Raw genomic sequence first — 20146 nt, 5'->3', positions numbered from 1 at the left:
TGTCAGGTGTCCCGTCTGCGGACGGCCCGGCCCAGGCGGTGCGCCCGGAGCCCGTACCGGGTCTTGAACGCGTCGTTGCGCCTGCCGCATTCGAGGACGGCCAGGCCCGATTCGATCCCGGCCCGCAGCTCGGCGGCGAAGAGCACGTACTGGGGGCTCCAGTTCAGCTCGGCGGGGTAGGCGCAGCCCCCGGCCCAGGCGTGCATACGGGTGCGGTCCAGCATGCAGACGGAGGCCGCGAGCAGTTCGCCGTCCAGCTCGACGCGGATGATCCGGCAGTCGGCGCCGAGCCGTTCGACGAGGGCGGAGAGCCGGTCCGGCGGGTAGTAGCCGGGAGCGTGCTTGTCGGCGGTCGCCAGACAGAGGCCGAGCACCGCCTCGTCGAGAACCTCGCGGCCCTCCCGTACGGTGACGACGGCGCCCGCCCGCTCCGCGCGCCGCCAGTACTGGCGCAGGGTCCGGCGCGACGCGCGGCCGACCCCGGCCAGGTGTTCGTCCAGCGAGCGCGGTCCGTCCGCGAGCGGCAGCCGGTAGCGCGGCACGGTCTCCTCCACACGCACGCCGTTCGCCGCCAGGTGCCGGGCCAGCGGCTCCTCCATGGGCACGTTGACCAGGCCCCACAGCTCCGCGTCGTACTTGCCCGCGAGTTCTTCCAGCGCCTCCCAGAACTGCGCCACCAGCCCCGGACCGAGCGGGCCACGGCTGAGCAGCGCGGTGTCGTAGCAGTGCCAGACGTGCCCGAGCAGCGCGTTGACGGGGCCTGCCGACGCGTCGGCGGCGAAAGGGTCGACGGTCTGCTGGAGGTAGAGCGGGAGTGCGGCGACGAGCCGGCCCGCGGGATCGTGTCCGAGCAGGTACATCGCCTCGGACGGGCTGGACAGCGGTGCCCGCTCCACGCTGGACAGGAACCGGCTGCCGTAGAAGACCGAGGCCCCGGCCGCCTCGGCCAGCTCGTCCCACTGTCCGGCGCCGGGCTCGTCGATGGAGCCCGCGACGGAGAGGGTGACCGGGGAGCGCGCCGTCACGAGGCGTGCTTCCCGCCGCCGCGCAGCGGCTGGAAGTGCAGCGACGTCTCCAGCACCAGCCGCTCCCAGGTGTCGAGCGTGACGCCGATACGGCGCAGTTGCTCGACGGCGTCGCTCATCGTGAGGCGGTCGAGCCATTCGGGCGTGTAGTCGCAGCGCACCGCTTCGAGGAGGGCGGGCGGTACGTCGTCGGCCAGCAGGCCGGCCAGCCGCTCGCCCGCGTCCTTCTTCGCGTACGCCGCGGTCGCCGGGAACACCGCGCGGACGCGGTCGCGGGCCGGCGCCGGAAGACCGTGCCACCTCGCCGCGACGGCCTTGGCCCGTACGGAGGCCAACGTCGCGTCGAAGTCCCGGTGTTCGGGGACGGCGGGGGCGATCAGGCCGGCCAGGTGGCCGACCTCCCGGGCCGCCTGCTCGGGGTCGGCGACGGCGTCGCGCGCCGAGAGTCCGAAGACCGCGGCCTCGCGCTCCGACTCGGCGGGGTCGTCCGAGGAGTGCATCAGGTTCAGGACGCTGTTGATCGCGCCGAAGTCCATCCGGATCGTGCCCGGTTCGGCCTCCGTGGGGACCTGGTATCCCTTGCGGCGGCCCAGCAGCCGGTACGGCTCGGGGTCGTCGCCCGTGTAGCGGCAGATGACGCCCATCGCGGGGCCGATCGCCAGCACCGCGTCGACGAGCCGGTAGCGCCAGGTGCGCCACTGCCCGGCGATCAGGTCCGAGTACAGGTCGTCGATCATCTCCGGCGTCGCGCGCACGGCACGCGCCGCGACGGGCTGGAAGCCCTCCTTGCGCAGCCGCTCGGCGAGTTCCCCGTGCCTGCCCCGGTACACCGTGTCGGAGCTGATCAGCACGAAGAGGTGATGCGACCAGAACCCCTGGTCAGCCATGAGTTGACTCCTTCCGGAAGGGGCAGACCGGGCCGGCCGGCACGGTCTGGTCGTCGGGGAGCGCGTACTGGCGCCACTTGTACTGGGAGGAGAAGTCCGGGTCGCCGAGCGCCGGGTGCGGGCCGATCCCGTCGTACTCCTCCAGCCGGCCCCGGACGCGGCGCTTCGCCGCCTGTCCGGCGACGGTCGATCCGCCGATGCCCTGGAAGACCCGGCCGGTCTGGAAGACCAGCGTCAGACAGGGGCCGAGATCTCTGCTGCGGCGGGCGCGGTAGCCGGGGCTGCTCGCGAAGACGAACCAGGGTTCGCCGGCGAAACACCACTGCCAGTCGGGGTCGTCGGCCCGGTGCGGTACGGAGTCGGGCCACGGAGCCGGGTCGAGTGCGGAAAGGTCGCGCAGCAGCTGCCAGAACTGGGCGTGGTGGTACGCCAGTTCGGCGTCCGGGTCGGGCGGCCCCACGAACACGACGAGGGACTGCCGTTTCGGTCCCGACCAGGCCTGCTCGCGGAAGGCGAGCAGGGTGTGGGCGAGGGCGGGCACGCCATGGGACTCCGGCAGCCGGGAGTCCACCGCGGCGAACCAGTTGTGGCCGCGCTGCTGGCCCTGGACACCGAAGTGGCAGGGGTACGCCGACGGGGAGAGCAGCGTCTGGGCGAAGGTGGTGTAGACGTCGGGCAGCCAGTCCAACGGCGTTTGGGGCGAGTGGTGTTGGGACTGAGACGGGTTCGGCGGCCGGGGACGGGAACCGCGCCGTTCCATCTTCGCCATGTCCGCCATGGACAGCAACGGAAGCGGCAGCGCGTCGGCCGTCACGGCGCCTCCCGGGTGCCCGACCGGGTGTCCGGTCGGATGTCCGGTCGGATGTCCGGCCGGGTGTCCGGTCGGATGTCCGGTCGGTGAACGGCCCCGCGCAGCGGCTCCGGCCAGCTCTCCGGGTCGTCACCGAACCAGCCGTACAGCCACTGCGCCCACCGGTCGAGACCGAATCCGACGCAGACGGAGTGGGCCGGCGAACCGTCCGGCAGACGGATGCCGAACGCCGCACCGAAGTGCTGGTCATGGCAGTTGAGCGAGCTCACCGCCACGGCGGAGCCGTCGTCGGCCAGCCGCCCGCGCAGCTCGTACTTGACCTCGAACTTCTCCTGGAAGCCGGTCATGTCCGACCGGTCGGAGGTGAAGAACGGGTCGGTGGCCGACTCGATCCGGCAGGGCAGTGCGAGCGACCGTGCCAGCTCCGACAGCCCCACGAGCATGGTGTCGCGGAACCGTTCGGCCCCCTCCCGGTCACCGACATACACCAACTCCCGCATGGAGAACGACCACAGCCGGGTGGAGGCGCCCGCCGCTCCCGCCTCGTAACGGCCGCACGCTCCGCGCGCCGTCGCGACGAAGGGCTCCGGGAGCGTCGAGTCAGCCAGCCCCGCGAACAGGTGCAGGCAGACCGCCGGTGAGACACACACGTCGGCGGTGCGCAGCTCCGCGGCGCGCGTCTCGCGGTCCGTGGCCGCGGCGAAGCGGTCGAGCGCGTCCAGGTCGGGTCCCACCACCTGACACGCCGTCACATGCTGCGGGAAGTTGTGGGCGTACCCGGCTCGTTCCAGGGTCGGCCAGGAGACGAGATGGGGCACGAGGAAGTCGGCGGCGGCCACCTCGGACGCCATGCCGAGCACCGCGCCCTCCAGGGCGGCGGCCAGCCGGGCGAGACCCGGACCCGCCACGAACAGCCCCTCGCCGACCGCGCGCAAATCCGGCCGGTACGGCTCGCGCGACGGGCCGGACAACTCCCATTGGTCGAGAAGGACGTTCGTCCCGGCGCCGTCCGGGTCCGGGCTCCGGTCCGTTGTGCTTCGCGGCCCCGCGGTGCGCCGCAGCGCCTCTTCGAGGAGCAGGTCGACGCGGTCCCCGTGCTCGGCGTCGGTGGCGGTGTAGAGCACCGCGGGTTTGGCTCCCGCGGTGACGACGTGCTGGGCCACGCCCGGCAGGCAGTAGGGGATCATGTCGCCGAAGGCCCGGCGGGCGGCGGGGTCCAGACCGCGCGGACTGAGCCAGGTCCGCCGCGTCCCGGTCGCCCGCGTCCCGATGCCACTCGCGGGTGTCCCGACGTCGCTCGCGGTCGCCCCGACGCCACTTGTGGATGTCCCGACGTCGCTCATGCCGGAGTTCCGAGGGAGATGCCGCGGCCGTGGGTGGAGTCGAAGACCCGGTCGATGAAGGGTGTCTTCCAGGGGGTGGGCCTGCGGTCCAGGAGGCCGTACTCGTCGAGGTAGGTGAGGTCGTCGGGGCGCAGCCGGTCGAGCAGCGCGGGGTCGATGACACCGGGGTAGAGGATGTCGGTGTGGTGCAGCCCGTAGAAGAGCTCGGGGACCAGGTCGTACTTCCGGGCCAGTTCGACCAGCCGTTCCTGGTCGATGCGGTCGCGCATGGCGCCGTACCACTCCACGATGTCGACGAAGCGGATCAGGCAGATGTCCTTGCCCGCCTCGATCGAGCAGATCCAGGTCGCTTCCCGGTAGAGGTGTACGGCGAGGTCGAGGAGCATGTCCTCGGGGCTGGGGATCCAGGCGCTCTCGCCGCCGACCGTGCCGCGCCGGGCGCGCTCAAGGATGTCCCCGGCGGGCAGACTCTTCCCGCTTGTAGGGGGCATGACATCATGACTCGCGTCGATGCCGAAGATGTCGACGTACGGGTCACTGGTCAGCCGCCAGAAGGGCGGGAGCGCGGACTCGTGGAGCCGGGAGAAGATCTCCTCGTCCCGTGACATCCGCTCGATGATCCGGCCGTTGGCCGACTTGCTGCCCTGCCGGTAGCCGAGGTCGGTCATCAGCACGCCGTACCGGTCGATCTCCGGGGCGGGGACGTAGATGTCGAGGTCGACCATGTAGCGCAGCGCGGGGTCGGCGTAGAAGCTGTTCGACAGATAAGTGCCCTTACGGACAACCGCGTTGATGCCGTACGACTCGAACTCCTGGAGCAGCAGCTTCAGTTCCGCCTGGAGGGCACGGTTCCGCTGGGTGTTGTAGAGATACGACCCGCGCAACTGGGCGTGCATCACGGGGTCCTTCGGCGTCAGCCGCTCCCGGTCGAGACTGCGGGCGACCAGGTTGATGACCCGGTGCCGGGCCGCGAGTTCGATGAATCCGCCCCGGTCCAGGCCGTGGGCGGGGTCGTTGATGAGTTCCGCGGCCAGGGCCACCTGGCCCGGGGTCATCCGGGTCCGCGCGGTCAGCATGAGGAGCCGGCCCTCCACCGGGAACCCGGCGTGCGCCGGTTCCACGCCGTCCTCCGCTCCCGCCGGGCGGCCTTCGGCTCCGCCGCTCCGTCCGGGGACGCGCTCCTGGCCCCCGGACGGAGCGGCGCCGCGCCCTGCGGGGGTCGTGGGGCTGGCGGGGTTGGCGGGGCTGGCGCTCGGCGAGCGTTCGACGAGGTCGCTCACGGACCTCAGCGTCGCGAAGTTGCGCAGAACGAGTTCGCGCGGGCCGACGGACACGCCGAAGACCTTCTCCAGCTCCGAGACCAGTTGTACGACCCGGACGGAGTCCATGCCCAGATCGAGCAGCGGGGCATCGAGCGATCCTCCGTCGCCGGCGTCCAGCGGACTGCCGGTCAGCCGGGAGACGACGGCGGCCACGGCGGACGGTATGGGACCTGCGGTCATGGTCATGAAAGGCTCCTCCTCGGAACGGTGAGGCACGCCGGCGCGTCAGGCCGCCGTGGTCAGAGTCGCGTCGAGATCGGTCATGATCGGCGCCAGCAGGGCCTTGATCAGCGACCGGCCCTCCTCGCTGTCGGCGCGCGCCAGGAACTCCCGCGCCACAAGGCGGATATGACGCTCCATCACTTCGGATTCCCGCTCCGCCGCGCCCAGGTGGTCGAGCAGCAGGCGCGCGCTGCCCGCGGCCAAGCGCTGGGTGCGGCCGACGAGGTGCTTGCTGTCGAAGGTGAGTACGCCGCACGCGTTGACCTCGGCGATGAGCAGATCCTGAGCCGACTCGCGCAGCCGCAGGGAGCGGGCCCCGGCAGCCGATCCGCCGGCTGTGGCCGCCCTCAGATGTCCCATCGCGAGCAGGAAGGCCAGGGCCGCCTTGTTCGCACGGGCCTTGCCGAGATCCAGGCTCTTCATCAACGCGACGTCGGCGGGGGCTTGTTGGAGGACGATGCCGGTGGACACCCGCTCGATGGTGCGCAGTTCCAGGGTGCCCAGATTCCCGAGGCTGGGGCTGTCGGGTGATCCCGGCAGCGCGTCGAGCACTTCGGAGATGGTGAGCAGTACGTCCCGGCGGATGAACTCGACGGTCAGGTCGAGGCCGTTGATCTTCTTCAGGACGACGGAGTCGCCGACGACGGAGGGATAGCCGCGGGTTCCCGGCTCACGGGCGGGCGGCCGGCCGCACAGGACCGCCAGATCGAGGTCCGACGCGGCCGTCGCCTCGTTCCGCGCGTAGGAACCGACCAGGAGCACGGTCTCCTGCGGGCCGTACTTCTCCAGGCAGTCCAGATCGCCGGGGCGGATCCCGTACTGGGTGATCGCGTGTGGGATGTGCGCGTTCAGGGCGTCGAAAACTCTGACAGACAAGGTGGCCTACTCCTTTCCCAGCTGAGCCGAATCCTTCTTCGCGTCGGGGTGCCCGGAATCCTGGGGGGCCTCGGAGTCCTCGGCGGGCCGCTCCCGCTCCTCGTCGCGGCGCAGCGCGCGTATCCCGGGGGCGAGCGTCGCGGCGAAGCAGACGAGGGCGGCGAGCGCTCCGGCGCCGAGGGTCGCCTTCTCCGCGCTGAAGGCCACGGCCATCGGCCCGATGGCCAGTTGCCCGAGCGGCATGGCCCCGTTGAAGGCGAGGTCGGAGACGCTGCTGACCCGGCCGGTCATCGAGTCCGGCACCTTCTCGTGGAGCAACGTGCGGTAGAGGGTGTTGAAGATGTGCAGCCCGAGGCCGTAACCGAAGGCCATGACGAAGGTGACCGGCGTCCTGCCGAGCGCGCCGACCAGCGCGAGGGAGACCCCCATCAGCCCGAGGATCGTGAACATCGGCGGTCCCAGCCGCACGATGGTCAGCCGGCTGAGGACGACGGCGCCGGTGAGCGCGCCGACCGCCTGCATCGCGTAGTACCAGCCGAGGAACCCGGCGTCGGGGGCGCCGCCGGGCGCCATGATGAGGGGGACGGTCACGGCGAGCACACCGGCGAACAGGGCGTTGGCACCGGGCCCCACGGTCATGGAGACCAGCAGCCAGCTCTGCCCGCGGATGTACGTGAGTCCGGCGCCGATGTCCCTCAGCACCCCACGGGCCCGGCCGGCTCCCGCGGACTCGGTGGCCGCCGGGTCGCCGGGGGCCGCGCCGGCCGCGCCCTTGTGGCGGATGAGCAGGACCAGCAGCCCGGAGATCAGGAAGGTCACGGCGTCGAAGGCGAACGCGAGGCCCGGACCCGCCAGTCCGACCAGGGCGCCGCCCAGCAGCGGACCGCCGATGATGCCGATCTGCTGGCTCACCGACATGGCGGAGTTGGCGCTCACCAGACGGTGCCGGGGGACGATCTCCTTCATGAAGACGAAGGAGGCCGGGCGGAAGAACCCCTCACCCACGCTGACGATCAGGGCGAGCCCCACCAGCAGCGGAATGGATCCGGTGGTGACCACGGCCAGGGCCAGCAGCGCGGTGACGACGAAGCGCGCCACGTCGGAGATGATCATCACCGATCTGCGGGACGCCACCCGGTCACTGACCGCGCCGCCGAACAGGTAGAAGACGAGCGTCGGTACCACCAGGACCGCCGTCGCGACGGCGAGCGCGTTGGCGGATCTGGTCTCGCTGATGATGTAGGTGGCGAAGGCGATCCGGAAGGCGTAATCGCCCAAGTGCGAGACCGTACGGGCGCCCCAGAGGAGACCGAAGTCCCGCTCCGCGACGAGGCCGAGTCTCGCGGTCACCGGCGAGACACCCGGCTTGCCGCCATCGCGCTCATTGGGTTCATTGGGCTCATCGCGCTCCGTCATGGACCTTTTGCCCCTTTCGGCTTCGTTTCACCTCGCGCGGAACTCACACCGCGGCGCACTCGACGACAGTCCTGAGCGCGCGATCGGCGTACCGGTACGCGAGGGGACCCAGGAGAAGGGCCGTTGCCGCACAGAAGGGCGGGCGGGGAAGGGAACGGCCGTGGCACTCACACGTCAGATGGACAACGGAATCGGGACTCGGCAGCCGCGGCGCGGGTGCGCGCCCGACGGGCGGAGCCACCTGCAACCTCGACTGACATTGCGCCACTTGCGCCTCTAGCGCCACACCAGTTGACAACGACTCGGCGAGATTAGCCTCGGGACACCGGAACGTCAACTGGTGTTGGACGAGACGTCACTTCGCTTGCACGTTGGTCCACGGGTAAGGTGTGGCCCGATTAGGGAGGTGGGGTCATGCCCAACCCTGAGGGCGGGTCCACCAGCCGCCTGGCCCAGAAGATCAACCACCTGTTCACCGAGGTGGTCCCCGCCGGCCGAGGCCCCTACACCACCGAGGAAGTCGCCCGCGCGATCACCGCCGCAGGCGCCCCGATCTCCGGCAGCTACATCTGGCTGCTGCGCAAAGGACAGCGCGACAACCCCACCCTCCGGCACGTGGAGGGTCTGGCCAGATTCTTCGGAGTCCCGCCCGCGTACTTCTTCGACGACCAGGTGACCGAGACCGTCAACGCCGAACTGACCCTCCTCATGGCGCTGCGGGACGTACAGGTGCAGCGGGTCGCCCTGCGCAGCGCCGGCCTGTCGTCGAAGAGCCTGAAGTCCATCAACGAAGTGATCGAGCGCGTCCGCGAACTCGAAGGACTCTCCGAGGACCCCCCGGCCGCCGACAGCTGATCACCGATCGCCACCGCCCCCTCGGCATAACGCGGAGCGGACGTGGCTCAAACCAATCTGTTCGGCCACGGACAGTCGTGTTGGGGTTGAGCCCACGCACCGATCGCCAACGGGGGGGGGACGATGGGCATCAACAGCACGCCACGCGCCCATGACTCCCACTTACCGTGCGTTGGCGACTGAGCCCCGGCGCCCGCCCGCCGGGCGGCTTCGCAGAACGCTGCGCGGAGCGCGTGCGGGCCCTTGGCCTGCCCCTCAGCGAGCGACTGCCCGTCGAGGAACTCTGCGCGCACATCGGCGAACTTCGCGGGCGCCCGGTGCGGGTGATCTCCCTCCGGCTCCCGCGCGTCAGCCCGCACGGCCTGCTGGTGTCGACCGGGACCAGCGACTACATCTTCGTCGAGGAGCGCCTCGCCCCCGTCCATCACCAACAGGTGCTCCTACACGAAATCGGCCATGTCGTCTGCGATCACGAGGCATCCACGGTCCTGTCCGCGGACGCCTCCGAGCTCCTGCTGCCCTCCCTCGACCCGAGCCTGATACGCCGGGTGATGGGACGCGAACACGCGGACTCCGAAGCGGAGATCGAAGCCGAGATGGTCGGCTCACTGATCGGACAGCGCATCAGCACGTGGACCGCGCCACGTACCTGGGAAGTGCCCCCCGAGGCACGGGAGATAGCGGAGCGGCTGACCGTGCTGGAATCGCCCGCGCTCGGGAGGGGGGATGAATAGCCTGCTGTATCCGCTCTGTTCAGCCGTCACACTCCTGGCACTGCTCTGCAAGATCCGCGCCCTCAGAGCGGAACGCTCCGTCACACAGGCCGTCCTGGCCGCCAACTTCTCCTTCCTCTGCGCCCTGTTCACGCTCTCCACCCCCGCGGTCCGGACGGCGACGAGCGAGTTCGCGGGAATCGTCAACCTCTCCGAGCTGCTGACCCAGGGCTGCGTCCTCGCCGTGACCGCCTGCCAGCAACTGCTGCTGCTCCACCTCACGTACGGCCCCGCCGTCGCGCGCATCAAGGCGATCCCCCGGATGCTGGCCCTGGGGCTGGTCCTGATCACACTGTCGGCACTCTTCGCGGAGTCGGCCACCCCCGGCGAGGCACCGGACGAACTCACCCACGCCCCGTACCCGCCCGCCTACCTCCTCGTCCTCCTCGCCGCCCTCACGGTGAACCAGATATCGATCGGCGTCATGGGCTGGCGCTACTCCAAGATCGCGCCATCCCTCTGGCTGCGCCGCGGGCTGCGCGTGGTCGCCTGCGCGCTCCCATTCGTGCTCGTCCACACCGGAGCCCGTACGGCGGACATCCTCACGCCCCGCTCCGGCGGCACCGACCACCCGTGGGAGCCGGCCGCGCAGCTCGCTGTGGCGATGGCCGTCCTCGTCCAGACGATCGGCTGGATCCTGCCCGACCTGGGCCCCCACCTCACCTCCACCGCGAACCGGCTGAGATACCGCCGCATCCACCGCGCACTGACCCCGCTCCACCGCCGCATCACCGAACAGATACCGTGCCCCGTCATCCAGATCACCCCACCCCAGAACCCACGGGCCCGCCTGTACCGCATGGTGATAGAGGTACGCGACGCCCAATGGGCCCTACGCCCTTGGATGGACCCCGAAGTCGCCCGGGCCGCCCGCGAGGAGGCGGAGAGAGCCCACCTGAAGGGCGACGAACTGGCCGCCCTCGTGGAGGCGGCCCAAATCAGCGGCGCGATCGAGGCCAAGCGCCACAACCACGTCCCGGAAGACCCCCCGGAAACCCCCCTGGCCGCGGCACCGGGCGACCTCGCCGCGGAACTGGCGTTCCAGCAGAAACTGGCACAGGCGATGCGCTCCCCCATACTCCCGCGCACCACCCGCTACACTGTCGGCGGTGGCGCGGAGTTCCCGTCCCACACCACCACACAAGCCCCGCCTCCGTAGCTCAGGGGATAGAGCACCGCTCTCCTAAAGCGGGTGTCGCAGGTTCGAATCCTGCCGGGGGCACGCGACTAAGGGCCAGTTCAGAGGCTTGATCCTCTCGAACTGGCCCTTTGCCATGGTCGCGGCCGTGCCACTCCCGTGCCAGAACGCCCGGCTAGGAGTCCCTCTCGCCCCGCGCCTTGCGGATCATCGAGCCGAGCCGATCGGCGATCTCACGGTCCCGGCCGTTGACCATGTGCTGATAGATCAAGGCCGCACGCGGTGTGCTGTGCCCCATCCTGGTCATCAGCTCACGCAGGCTCGCTCCCGACGCGGCGAGGGTGTTCCCCGTGTGCCTCAGATCGTGGAAGTGCACATCCGCCGTGATGCCCGCCTTGGTCCGTGCGTTGATCCAGTCGTCCCGGAAGTTGCTCCGGCGGAGCTGACCACGGCGAGGGCCGACAAAGACATGGCCGTCACGGCCAGGCCCGGCGAAGCCAGCGAGATGACGTTCCACGTCCGGCAGAAGCTCGGTCGGGAAGGCCACCGGCCGGACCCCGGCATCGGACTTGGGCGCCTTGTCGAAGAGGGCTCCCGTCTGCATCTCCGCCTGTGAGCGCCTGACCATGAGCATGGCGTTGGCGGTGTCGATGTCCCGCCGCCGCAGCGAGGCCAGCTCGCCGAACCGCAGCCCCGTGAAGGCGGCCAGGAGGACCAGCAGCCGGTAGCGCGGGGTGATGGCATCCGCCACGGCGTAGACCTCAGCCACGGTGAGTACCGGGCGCTCAGGCACGTCGTAGCTGTCTGCTCCCTTGATCCGGCAGGGGTTGCGGCGGATCAGCTCATCGTCAACGGCCGTGTTCAGGATCGCGCGCATGATCTGGTACGCCTTGACCACGGTCGGCTCACCGGTCCGTGTGAGGCACGCCGTACGCCAGGCCCGGACCTGTCCGGTCGTGATCGAGGACAGCGGACGCTCACCGAAAGTGGGCAGCAGATGAAGCCGGATCACCGACTCGTGACGTTCGCGAGAACGGGCGGCCAGCTTCCTGTCCTTGAGCCACGCGATGGCGTATTCACCGAACTTGACCTTGCCCGCGTCGGGGTCGGCCCACTGGCCACGGGTGATGTCTGCCTCGATAAGGGTCAGCGTCACCTCAGCGTCTGTCTTGGTCGCGTACGTCTTCTCAGCGCTGCGGAGCTGACCCGTGTTGGGATCGGGGTAACGGGCCTGCCAGCGACCGGACTTGAGCAGTCGGACCGATCCGAACCGGCGCCGCCTTCCCTGGCCGTTCGCCATCAGGCAGCCCCCCTCTGCCCGCCTGAACGAACGTCCAGCGGGGGCACCGTGCGTTCGGCGATGTAGGCCGAGAGGGCACTCTCCGGGATGCGGACATGGCGCCCGACCTTCACGAAGGTGATCCGTCGCTGTTCGATCAGCCGTCGCGAGAAGCGGACGCCGGTACCCAGGCGTTCGGCGACCTGTCCCACGGTCAACAGTCGGTCGGTCATACTCCCCACTCCCCCTCGTCGTCTTCCAGGTCGGCCAGCACTTCGCGGGCCATGTCGCGGTTGGTTCGGATGTCGCGGTGGATGTTGGCGGCGAGCCAGGACTCTCCGGGGGTGTGGCCGTGTCCGGCGTAGGTCCAGTGGGCCAGGACCAACATGGAGCCCTCCGGAGCGTCGTCAGGGTCGGGCAGGCCCCGTGTCTGGCGTTCCTGGCGGGCGCGGTAGTCGGCCCGCACCTGGCGCAGGGCGCCCAACGTGGTGGAGTAGCGGCGGGACTTGGTGGAGAAGTGGCCCCGGAAGCCGAGCATGTGCGCCCACTGCCAGAGCTTGCGATCCGGGTACGCCTCGTCCAGCCGGTAGCACGCTTCGATCAACTTTCTTGCGTGCGAGGGGAGTTGGGTCAGCTTGTCGAGTTCGGAGAGTTCCCCGATCCGGCGGTCCACCGTGCCCGTCGTCTCCGCCGCCTTGGTGGCGTACTTCGCCACGTACGCGGCTACCGCTTCCTCGGTCAGCTCCTGTCCGTCGTCAGTGCCGATCGGGCGCACGTCGACCTGGGCACCCCAGCGCAGATCGCGGGCAGGCTCCGAATCGGCCGGCGGGACCGGCACCGAGACACGAGCAGCAGCAGCCTGGATCGCACCCGTCAGCAGCTCGACACCGGCCCACGGCGGCGGGACGTCGTCCGGGCCTTCGGGACCGTCGAGGCGCACGATGGCGTGGAAGTGGACCGCACCGCGCTTCTGGAACTCAGCGACCTTCCCGAAGGAGACCCGCGCCTGTTCCTTCAACGCGGCCTGTGTGAGACCCGCGCGGTGGGCGATCTCGCGTCGGAGATAGATCGTGAAGCGGCGCCACAGGTCCCCGGCGTGGTTGTTCCACAGCACCGCACCCGCGTAGTCATACGTCGACGGGTTCAGCGCCGTCCCCAGCTCCGGAGCATCGTCCGCGTGGGACCTCCCGCAGCGGCACCGGCCGTTGGCGGGCTGGTTGTGGACCGGGCCGAACGACGGGGCCGTGAGCGTCGCGAACACCTTCGGATGCGCCCGCACCGCGTGCGGGGTGCCCTTGCGGGGGTCGCCGGTGAGTCCGGCGCGGATGAGGTGGAAGGTGTCCCCGGCGTACATCCAGGCGCAGGAGGGGCAGCGCGAGGCACGGCGATTGCCGCACGCCACCCGCAACGATCCGCCGGGCTCACCCTCGGTCGAGTACGAGTAGAGGACCTGGCCGGTGCGGGCATCCCGCGTGGTGGTCATGCCCTGCAACCGGATCGGATCGGAGCAGCCGCCCGTGCGGCGTACCTGCTCCTGCCACCGGTCGAATCCGGGCTCGTTCGCCACACGGAGAAGGTCGGCGAGGGTCAGGGGGTCAAGCCCGACCGAGGCAGCCACGGGGGCCACCTCAGCCGGGGCGACAGGGAGGAGGCTCACGCGTAGTCCTCCCTCGGGTAGCCGTGTCCGAGGGGCGGGTACAGGCCCCGGAGTTTGGCGTCGTCCTCGGCGTACAGCGCGTCATCCACCACGGTGTAGAAGGCCGTGTACGGGCGGATGTCGTGGCGGTCCAGCCAGACCGTGATCCGCTCCGAGCGCTCCTCGTCGGCCGCTTCGTGCGCGTGCAGGGGGTCGGGGAAGTACGTCACGAGATCACCGCCGAAGGCGTCGGCATGGTGCCGTCCGGGTTGTGGCCGGGGCACGCCGTCAGCGCGTAGGTGCCGTCGCCCATGTCGTAGGGGAGCCAACCGGCGCCCTCGCAGTAGCAGGCCCCTTCGACCATCGACCGACGGCTGCGGGCAACAGCAGACGGGGCGATGTCGATACGGTCCGGCCCGCACAGCAGAGTCGCGGCGGCGGACTCCGCACGGTCCAGGCGCCGGGCGTTGGCGAAACGGTCGGCGTGCGCGCGGGTCTGCTCTTCCGTGGCCATCTTCGTCAGCCACAGCAGCCGGTAGCTGTGTGCGTACGCGGCCGACCGGTACAGCTCGTCCAGGCCCAGACGGGCAGCACCCTGGACGACCCAGGCGACGAGCTTGGCCGTGTCCCCGCGCCGGTAGCGGAAGCGGTCGGGCATGTCCGAGGCGTAGAGCGCGACCTTCCGCTCACCGGTCGACAGATCCTCTACCGACACCAGCGAAGCGGCCGAAACCTCAGGCGCAGCGTGCGGAGCAACGAGCGTTGCAGGCATGATGGAAGCTCCCTTCGAGGGAGCCGAGGGCGGCGATTCTGCTTGGCGGTAGGCCGTCGCCCTCGGCAGCGTGTACTAGCTCACGTCCGAATGTACGTGTACTAGTACGCGATGGCAAGGCGATTCGCGGGTAAGCTTGTCCGTGAGCTAGCAGACGGGCTCAGAGGAGGAGAAATGACACCGCGAGTCGAGCGGGCCGCGCCGCCGTTTATGCAGATCGCGGACCATTTTCGACAGCAGATCATCGATGGCGCCCTGACTCAGGACACCAAGCTGCCGTCCATCGCCGAGATTGCTTCGGAGTGGGGCGTCGCTACCGCTACAGCCGCGAAGGGTGTGAAGCAGCTCCAGGCGGAGGGGTACGTGCGCTCCTCGACGCAGGGCACATTCGTTGACCTCGGGCGCAAGCTGACGAGCGGTTCGGACCGCCTTCAGCTTCAGCGTGCGACGGGTAGCGGGTTCCGCCCTGGTGAGCGGGTTGAGATCGTGAGCGCTGGTCTGGTTTCTGCGCCGAGTGATGTTGCTGAGGCTCTTGGGCTGGAAGAGGGGGCGGAGGTGATTCGCCGCCAGCGTCGGTATCTGGATGACGAGGGTGTGATCACTCTGTCCACGTCGTGGCTACCGGGTGAACTCGCTGAGAAGGCACCGGAGTTGGCTGTTCCCGAAGCGTTGCCAAAGATGACGTTCGGGCTGATCGAAGATCGCACCGGCCGACGCGCCGTTCGAAGGCGTGACGTGGTGTGCGTCCAGGCCGTTCCCGATGAGGCAGCCATACTGCTTGGGGTCGAAACGGGCACCCTTGCCCTAACCATGGCCAATTACTACTGGGATCAGCACGGTTCTGTGACGGAGTACGCCACCGACTTCATGGGAGCGGGGCGCCAGCTCACCGCTGAGTACGACCTGAACTAGCAGGTCAGCGGAGCCTGTTACGGGTTTCTCTACCTCATCAAGGCGCCTCGCTCCGCTCGCCGCGCGCTTCCCCGGCTTCCCGCCGGGGCGACGCTCCTGCCTTCGGCCCGCTCCGCCCCGGCTACGCCGGTCGCGCGGCTAGAGCGAGCACCGGTGAAGGAAAACGGCCGGCACGGATCCGGGGCGGTCGGTTCCACGGCTTTAGGCAGCCACCATGGGGCGAGCCTCGAAGATCGGGACCCCCATCGGGCTATTGCGGGCAGGTCCAGGGACTGCCCGATTCGCGGCAAGCGTACGGGCCCCGATCTCTCGCCCCATGGCAGCTCCCGCCCAAAGCCGCTCCACCGACCTCAAGCCGTCCAGGAGCTCCCGGAAGATGGGGGTGGGGGTAGGTGTTGGGGGATGGGGAAGATGGTTGGCAGTCCGCGTGCCATAGCCGTGCCAGAACGGGCGGGGAGCCACGGGGAATCACGGTACCAAGGGGGCAAGCGACCCGACTTCCCGCAGGAGCGGAAACAGGCAGGTCAGGGGCACAGTCACCCAACCTCGCTCCTAAAGCGGGTGTCGCAGGTTCGAATCCTGCCGGGGGCACAACGCATGACCGCTCTGACCTGGGATTCCTCCCCCAGGGAGGGCTCCTATTCGGCCTCGGACTCCTCGTCCGGGGCCGTTTGCGTGAGCGGTGCGTGAGCGGACGGAGAGTCGATCTCCTGAATTTCTCCCAAACGATCAACACCATTCGGCACGATCTCCGGGTCGGGCTCTTCCGCCTCGTCGGGCTCGGGCTCGGGCTCGGCGGTGGGTCGTGCACGCGGCACGAGCCGGGCCGCAGCCTCGGCGATGGCGAGGTCCGCTTCGGGGAACAGGCTCGTGTACGTGTCGGCCGTGATGGTGATCGACGAGTGGCCGAGCATCTCCTGGATGTCCTTGAGATCGGCTCCGGCCGCGCGGGCCAGGGTCGCGGCACCGTGGCGCAGGTCGTGGAACCGGATCGGCGGAAGGTCGATCTCCTGGTACAGCTCGATGAACCGGCGGGTGACGTTGGCAGGATGGAGCAGTTCACCGTTCTCCCGGGTGAATACGCGACCAGTCTCCACCCAGGCGCTCCCCCATCTTTCGCGGTCCTCGTCCTGCTGAACGCGGTGGCGCTTCAGCGCGTCGACCGTGTCGGAGTCCAGGGCGATGGTGCGCGCGCCGGAGTCGGTCTTGGGGTCGTCCTCGTACACCTCCCAGCCATCGACGACGAGTTGCTTGGCGACGGTGATGGACCCGGTCGCCAGATGCGTGTCCATCCACTTCTGGCCGCACGCCTCGCCGCGTCGCAGTCCGCGGAACGCCGTCAGGTGGAACAGCGCGTAGAGGCGGTCCTCGGCAACATGATCGAGGAAGAGGCCGGTGTGCTCAGGCGTCCAGACCATCACCGGGGAGGGCTTCTCGCCGGTGCGCTTCCAGTACAGGATCCGCTCGTCCGTCCAGACGAGGGCCTTGGGGCGCTTGCCCGCTTCCAGTTCGACATGGGCGGCCGGGTTGAAGGTGATCAACTGCTGGGCGATGGCGGCGTTCAGCGCGGCCCTGAGGGTGGAGCGGACCCGCTGACGTGTGGCGGCACCGACGATCCGGCGGTATGGCTCCATCTCGTCGATGGCGGCCTTCATCACCTTGCGATGAGCGCGGTGCTCGCGGCCCTTCCAGGGGATCTGCGCGAGGTCCTCGAACGCCTTGCGCCTGGCCGCGTTGCCTTCGGCTATCTCGACGTTGGCCTCGGCGATGGCCTCGAACAGCTCCGACAGGTGGGCCACGCGAAGACGGTCGAGCCGGAGGTGGCCGATGCGCGGTTAGAGGTGGACGCGGATGTTGCTCTCGTCGCGGCTGATCGCGCTCTGGCGTCCCTTCTTGCCAGCCAGCCACATGTCCAGCCAGTCCCCGACGGTAAGGCGGCTGGTCAGGTCGAGGCCGTGGGCAAGGCGCCGCCGGGTGGCCTCGATGTCCGGCAGCGGCGACTTCTCGTCGGCGACCAGCTCCAGAAGCTCGGCGATCTGTGCGAGGCCCTCGGGGTCATCGCTTTCGGCGAGGCCGACAAGAGCGCGTACGTGATCGAGGTCGGCCTGGGCAGCCTTCAGGGCGTCGTAGCCGGCGCGGCTGAAGGAACGGCGGGTGCCGTCTTCGCGGGGCGGGAGTTCCTGGCGTATGGAGTAGGAGCCGTGCTTTCGGCTGGTGAGCTTGGGGCAGTTCTTGCCGAGCGGCTTACCGGTACGGGGGTCGCGGCAGTAGCAGCGGCGGTGGGTGGAGCCCTTCAAAGACGTTCCTCCAGATGGGGATTGGGGTCGGCTTCGGGTGGATCGACATCGCGGAGTGCGGACGGGAGGTCGGGTGGGGTGGCGCCGTCGTCACGGATCTTGCGACGGAGGCTGCGAAGCTGGTATTTGGCGGTGATGGCCCGGTCCGCGTACTCGGCCTGCTTACGTTCGGCTTCTTCCCGCTGGGCCCGGCCGGTGGCGGTCTTGGTGGTGAACCGGGCCCGGTCTTCTTCTTCGAGGCAGGCGAGGGCGGTGCGGACGAGGCGGACGTGGTGCTCGAAGCCGGGCACCAGGCCCGGGTCATGGGTGGAGACTTCTTCCTCGCCCGTGAACCGGCGCAGGGCGTCCCAGGTGGGGACGAGGTCCTGGAAGGGCAGTTCCTGAGTCTGGTCGACGTAGCCGACCGGGAAGATCAGGTAGGCCGGGTAGGTCTCCAGGGCGGCGGCCAGGACCATCACGTCCACCAAGGGGAGGTTGGTCCGGCGGCCGGACTCCATATTGGCGATCACGTTGCGCGGGATCGGGTGCCCGAGTCGCTCGCACCGGTCCGCCAGGTCCTGTGCGCTCCATCCCATCCCCTTCCTTCTTCGCCGGACTTCGCCGGCCACGTTGGCCTTGATCCGGTCTGCCCATTCCGGGAAGTCGTCTTCTTCATCATCGTAATCGCGTTGTGTCACGTAGACACATTAGCTTGTGGATCCTCTAGGTAGCGGCCTGGAGCCGGACGTCATGGGCACGTTCGCCGAGGGCTGTACTGAAAGGAGCGCACCGAATGCGCGAAGACGCCATGACCGGGCGGCCGAAGGGGATGAGCAGGGGAGAGCTGCTCGCCCTCCCCGTGGCCGTTGACCTGGATACCAGCAACCGGGCTCTCGGACTGGGGCGGAGCAAGGGGTACGAGCTGGCGAAGCGCGGCGCCTATCCGTGCAAGGTGCTGCGGCTCGGCAACGCCTACCGGGTCGTGACCGCGGACCTGTTGAACCTGCTCGGGCTGGCGGCGTGAAGGGCGGGCAGCCTAGCAGGCGGTTCTGCGCTCAGCTGACACAGAAACGCTGGACTGTTCAGGGGTGTGGACGTACTGTCCGTGTTCCCTCGGGGAACGCCCGGCCTGTTCCGATTCGGAACACCGGACACGTCCTCCGAAGGGACGGAGCGGGCCTCCGGCGACGCAACGCCGGAGGCCCCGGTAGCCCCGAACGGCCCGTCAAGAACCAACCCGGCGGCAAGGGCGCGCAAGCCCGCCACCGCCAGACGAGGAACCGCCCAGTGGAACACACACCCACCGAGCCCTATTCCGCCCCCGCCGAACCCACCTGGCCCCCGGTCGCCGTCCCCGGGCAGGCGCGGAAGGCCGCCGAAGCCGCCAACACCCCGCTGTCCGAAGGCGCACAGGTCCTCGCTGAACTGCGGGCGCAGGTCAAGCGGTTCGTCGTGCTTCCGAGCGAGGAGGCGGTGACCGCGGTGACCTTGTGGGTCGCGGCCACCCACCTGCAGACCGCATGGCAGCATGCACCCCGCCTCGCGGTGGTCGGTCCGGCGAAGCGGTGCGGCAAGTCGCGGCTCCTGGACGTGGTGACCGAGACCGTGCACGCGCCGCTGATCAGAGTCAACGCCAGCCCGGCGGCCATCTTCCGGTCGATCACCGAGAACCCGCCGACCCTGCTGGTCGACGAGGCCGACACCCTCTTCGGCACCCTCAAGGCCGCCGAGCGCAACGAGGACCTGCGCGGGCTCCTCAACGCCGGTCACCAGCGCAACCGGCCCACCCTGCGAGTGACCGGCCCCGAGCACAAGCCGGTCAAGTTCCCCACCTTCGCCATGGCCGCCCTCGCCGGCATCGGTGACCTCCCCGACACGATCATGGACCGCTCGGTCGTCGTCCGGATGCGCCGCCGGGCGGCCGGTGAGACCGTGGCCGCCTTCCGCACCGGCCGCGACACACCCGCCCTGAACGCGATACGCGACCGCCTCACCGCATGGCTCCACCCCCTCCACGCGCAGGCGATGGACATGGAACCGGTCATGCCGGTCGAGGACCGCGCCGCCGACACCTGGGAACCTCTGGTCATCGTCGCCGACCTCGCCGGAGGCGAATGGCCCGTCCTCGCCCGTACGGCTTGCCGGACTATGACCGCCCACGAGGCAGGACAGGACGAGGACGGAGCCCTGCGGACCCGGATCCTGACCGACATCCGCCGCGTCTTCGCCGCCGAAGGCGACCCGGCCACCCTGCGCACCGGCCGCCTCATCGAACAGCTCAACGCCGACCCCGAAGCCCCCTGGGCCGAATACGGACCCCACGGGCTGACCCCGCGCGGCTTGCAACTGCTGCTCAGGGACTACGGCATCAGCTCGGCCAACCACCGATTCCCCGGTGGTACCCAGGCCAAGGGCTTCGCCCGCCACCAGTTCACCGACGCCTGGGACCGCTACTGCCCCACCCCAGCACCACAGCCAGAACCCGCCCAGTCCGGCCCATAACCCGTATCGACCCGTCCCACCCGTCCCCGTGCAGGTCAGCACGGGGACGGGTCCCAGACCCGCAACGAGTCAACCCGACATCACGACCCCACCCGTACCTG

General features: G+C 69.6%; 19 protein-coding genes, 1 tRNA gene and 1 pseudogene. 7 read left to right on the top strand and 14 right to left on the bottom strand.

Annotation, left to right across the window (positions count from 1 at the left end; genetic code table 11):
• Positions 1 to 2: 2 nt before the first annotated feature.
• The 7 genes from OG700_RS23395 to OG700_RS23365 are packed head-to-tail and all read right to left on the bottom strand — an operon-like array spanning position 3 to position 7902.
• The gene (locus OG700_RS23395; protein WP_405616620.1) at positions 3 to 1025 is read right to left on the bottom strand and encodes a GNAT family N-acetyltransferase; all 1023 of its coding nucleotides are present in this window, start codon (positions 1023 to 1025) and stop codon (positions 3 to 5) included.
• Positions 1022 to 1912, bottom strand: coding sequence for a nucleoside-diphosphate kinase (locus OG700_RS23390; protein ID WP_405616618.1), 891 nt, complete (start codon positions 1910 to 1912; stop codon positions 1022 to 1024). Before OG700_RS23390 ends, OG700_RS23395 begins: the two co-directional genes overlap by 4 nt.
• Positions 1905 to 2726 (bottom strand): YqcI/YcgG family protein, encoded by an 822-nt coding sequence (locus tag OG700_RS23385; RefSeq protein ID WP_405616616.1) that lies wholly within the window; start codon positions 2724 to 2726, stop codon positions 1905 to 1907. The genes OG700_RS23390 and OG700_RS23385 overlap by 8 nt, the downstream gene beginning before the upstream one ends.
• Complete coding sequence (locus OG700_RS23380) at positions 2723 to 4066, bottom strand: hypothetical protein (RefSeq protein WP_405616613.1); 1344 nt, start codon at positions 4064 to 4066, stop codon at positions 2723 to 2725. Before OG700_RS23380 ends, OG700_RS23385 begins: the two co-directional genes overlap by 4 nt.
• Positions 4063 to 5574, bottom strand: a complete 1512-nt coding sequence (locus OG700_RS23375) for a nucleotidyltransferase family protein (RefSeq protein WP_405616611.1) — start codon at positions 5572 to 5574, stop codon at positions 4063 to 4065. Before OG700_RS23375 ends, OG700_RS23380 begins: the two co-directional genes overlap by 4 nt.
• 39 nt (positions 5575 to 5613) lie before the next feature.
• On the bottom strand, positions 5614 to 6486 hold the full coding sequence (locus OG700_RS23370) for a nucleotidyltransferase domain-containing protein (RefSeq protein ID WP_405616608.1): 873 nt from the start codon (positions 6484 to 6486) through the stop codon (positions 5614 to 5616).
• A 6-nt stretch (positions 6487 to 6492) separates the two neighbouring features.
• Complete coding sequence (locus OG700_RS23365; protein ID WP_405616606.1) at positions 6493 to 7902, bottom strand: MFS transporter; 1410 nt, start codon at positions 7900 to 7902, stop codon at positions 6493 to 6495.
• Between the two features lie 414 nt (positions 7903 to 8316).
• Here OG700_RS23365 and OG700_RS23360 point away from each other — a divergent pair, with 414 nt between their 5' ends.
• From OG700_RS23360 to OG700_RS23345, 4 genes are all read left to right on the top strand, one after another.
• Complete coding sequence (locus tag OG700_RS23360; protein WP_405616604.1) at positions 8317 to 8757, top strand: helix-turn-helix domain-containing protein; 441 nt, start codon at positions 8317 to 8319, stop codon at positions 8755 to 8757.
• 233 nt (positions 8758 to 8990) lie between these two features.
• Positions 8991 to 9491: an ImmA/IrrE family metallo-endopeptidase gene (locus tag OG700_RS23355; protein WP_405616603.1), complete on the top strand. Its 501-nt coding sequence runs from the start codon at positions 8991 to 8993 to the stop codon at positions 9489 to 9491.
• On the top strand, positions 9484 to 10689 hold the full coding sequence (locus OG700_RS23350) for an MAB_1171c family putative transporter (protein ID WP_405616601.1): 1206 nt from the start codon (positions 9484 to 9486) through the stop codon (positions 10687 to 10689). Before OG700_RS23355 ends, OG700_RS23350 begins: the two co-directional genes overlap by 8 nt.
• Positions 10680 to 10752: transfer RNA gene (locus OG700_RS23345), tRNA-Arg, on the top strand. The genes OG700_RS23350 and OG700_RS23345 overlap by 10 nt, the downstream gene beginning before the upstream one ends.
• Positions 10753 to 10843: 91 nt before the next feature.
• Here the strand turns inward: OG700_RS23345 and OG700_RS23340 are convergent.
• From OG700_RS23340 to OG700_RS23320, 5 genes are read right to left on the bottom strand one after another with little or no spacing between them, the layout of a single operon-like run.
• Complete coding sequence (locus OG700_RS23340) at positions 10844 to 11968, bottom strand: tyrosine-type recombinase/integrase (protein ID WP_405616599.1); 1125 nt, start codon at positions 11966 to 11968, stop codon at positions 10844 to 10846.
• Positions 11968 to 12180, bottom strand: coding sequence for an excisionase family DNA-binding protein (locus OG700_RS23335; protein ID WP_405616597.1), 213 nt, complete (start codon positions 12178 to 12180; stop codon positions 11968 to 11970). The genes OG700_RS23340 and OG700_RS23335 overlap by 1 nt, the downstream gene beginning before the upstream one ends.
• Complete coding sequence (gene repSA / locus OG700_RS23330; protein ID WP_405621900.1) at positions 12177 to 13574, bottom strand: replication initiator protein RepSA; 1398 nt, start codon at positions 13572 to 13574, stop codon at positions 12177 to 12179. Before repSA ends, OG700_RS23335 begins: the two co-directional genes overlap by 4 nt.
• A gap of 26 nt (positions 13575 to 13600) precedes the next feature.
• A complete protein-coding gene (locus OG700_RS23325; protein ID WP_405616595.1) occupies positions 13601 to 13813 on the bottom strand; it encodes a hypothetical protein in 213 nt (70 codons plus the stop codon).
• A complete protein-coding gene (locus OG700_RS23320) occupies positions 13810 to 14298 on the bottom strand; it encodes a hypothetical protein (RefSeq protein ID WP_405616593.1) in 489 nt (162 codons plus the stop codon). Before OG700_RS23320 ends, OG700_RS23325 begins: the two co-directional genes overlap by 4 nt.
• A 231-nt stretch (positions 14299 to 14529) precedes the next feature.
• On the opposite strand from OG700_RS23320, the gene OG700_RS23315 reads away from it, so the two are divergent.
• The gene (locus OG700_RS23315; protein ID WP_405616591.1) at positions 14530 to 15267 is read left to right on the top strand and encodes a GntR family transcriptional regulator; all 738 of its coding nucleotides are present in this window, start codon (positions 14530 to 14532) and stop codon (positions 15265 to 15267) included.
• Positions 15268 to 15905: 638 nt separating this feature from the next.
• Here OG700_RS23315 and xerC read toward each other — a convergent pair.
• Together xerC and OG700_RS23305 are read right to left on the bottom strand one after the other, a co-directional pair.
• Positions 15906 to 17564: pseudogene (xerC, locus tag OG700_RS23310) on the bottom strand (tyrosine recombinase XerC).
• On the bottom strand, positions 17561 to 18139 hold the full coding sequence (locus OG700_RS23305) for a transcriptional regulator (RefSeq protein ID WP_405616589.1): 579 nt from the start codon (positions 18137 to 18139) through the stop codon (positions 17561 to 17563). The pseudogene xerC and the gene OG700_RS23305 overlap by 4 nt, the downstream one beginning before the upstream one ends.
• A gap of 197 nt (positions 18140 to 18336) precedes the next feature.
• On the opposite strand from OG700_RS23305, the gene OG700_RS23300 reads away from it, so the two are divergent.
• Both OG700_RS23300 and OG700_RS23295 read left to right on the top strand, forming a co-directional pair.
• Positions 18337 to 18567: a hypothetical protein gene (locus OG700_RS23300; RefSeq protein ID WP_405616587.1), complete on the top strand. Its 231-nt coding sequence runs from the start codon at positions 18337 to 18339 to the stop codon at positions 18565 to 18567.
• A 263-nt stretch (positions 18568 to 18830) separates the two neighbouring features.
• On the top strand, positions 18831 to 20045 hold the full coding sequence (locus OG700_RS23295; RefSeq protein WP_405616585.1) for a DUF3631 domain-containing protein: 1215 nt from the start codon (positions 18831 to 18833) through the stop codon (positions 20043 to 20045).
• Positions 20046 to 20146: the final 101 nt, after the last annotated feature.

It is taken from the genome of Streptomyces sp. NBC_01508 (genome assembly GCF_045040315.1).
GTDB lineage: Bacteria > Actinomycetota > Actinomycetes > Streptomycetales > Streptomycetaceae > Streptomyces.
Note: the sequence above shows the minus strand (reverse complement) of the source record. Positions and strands in the feature narration are given on the sequence as shown.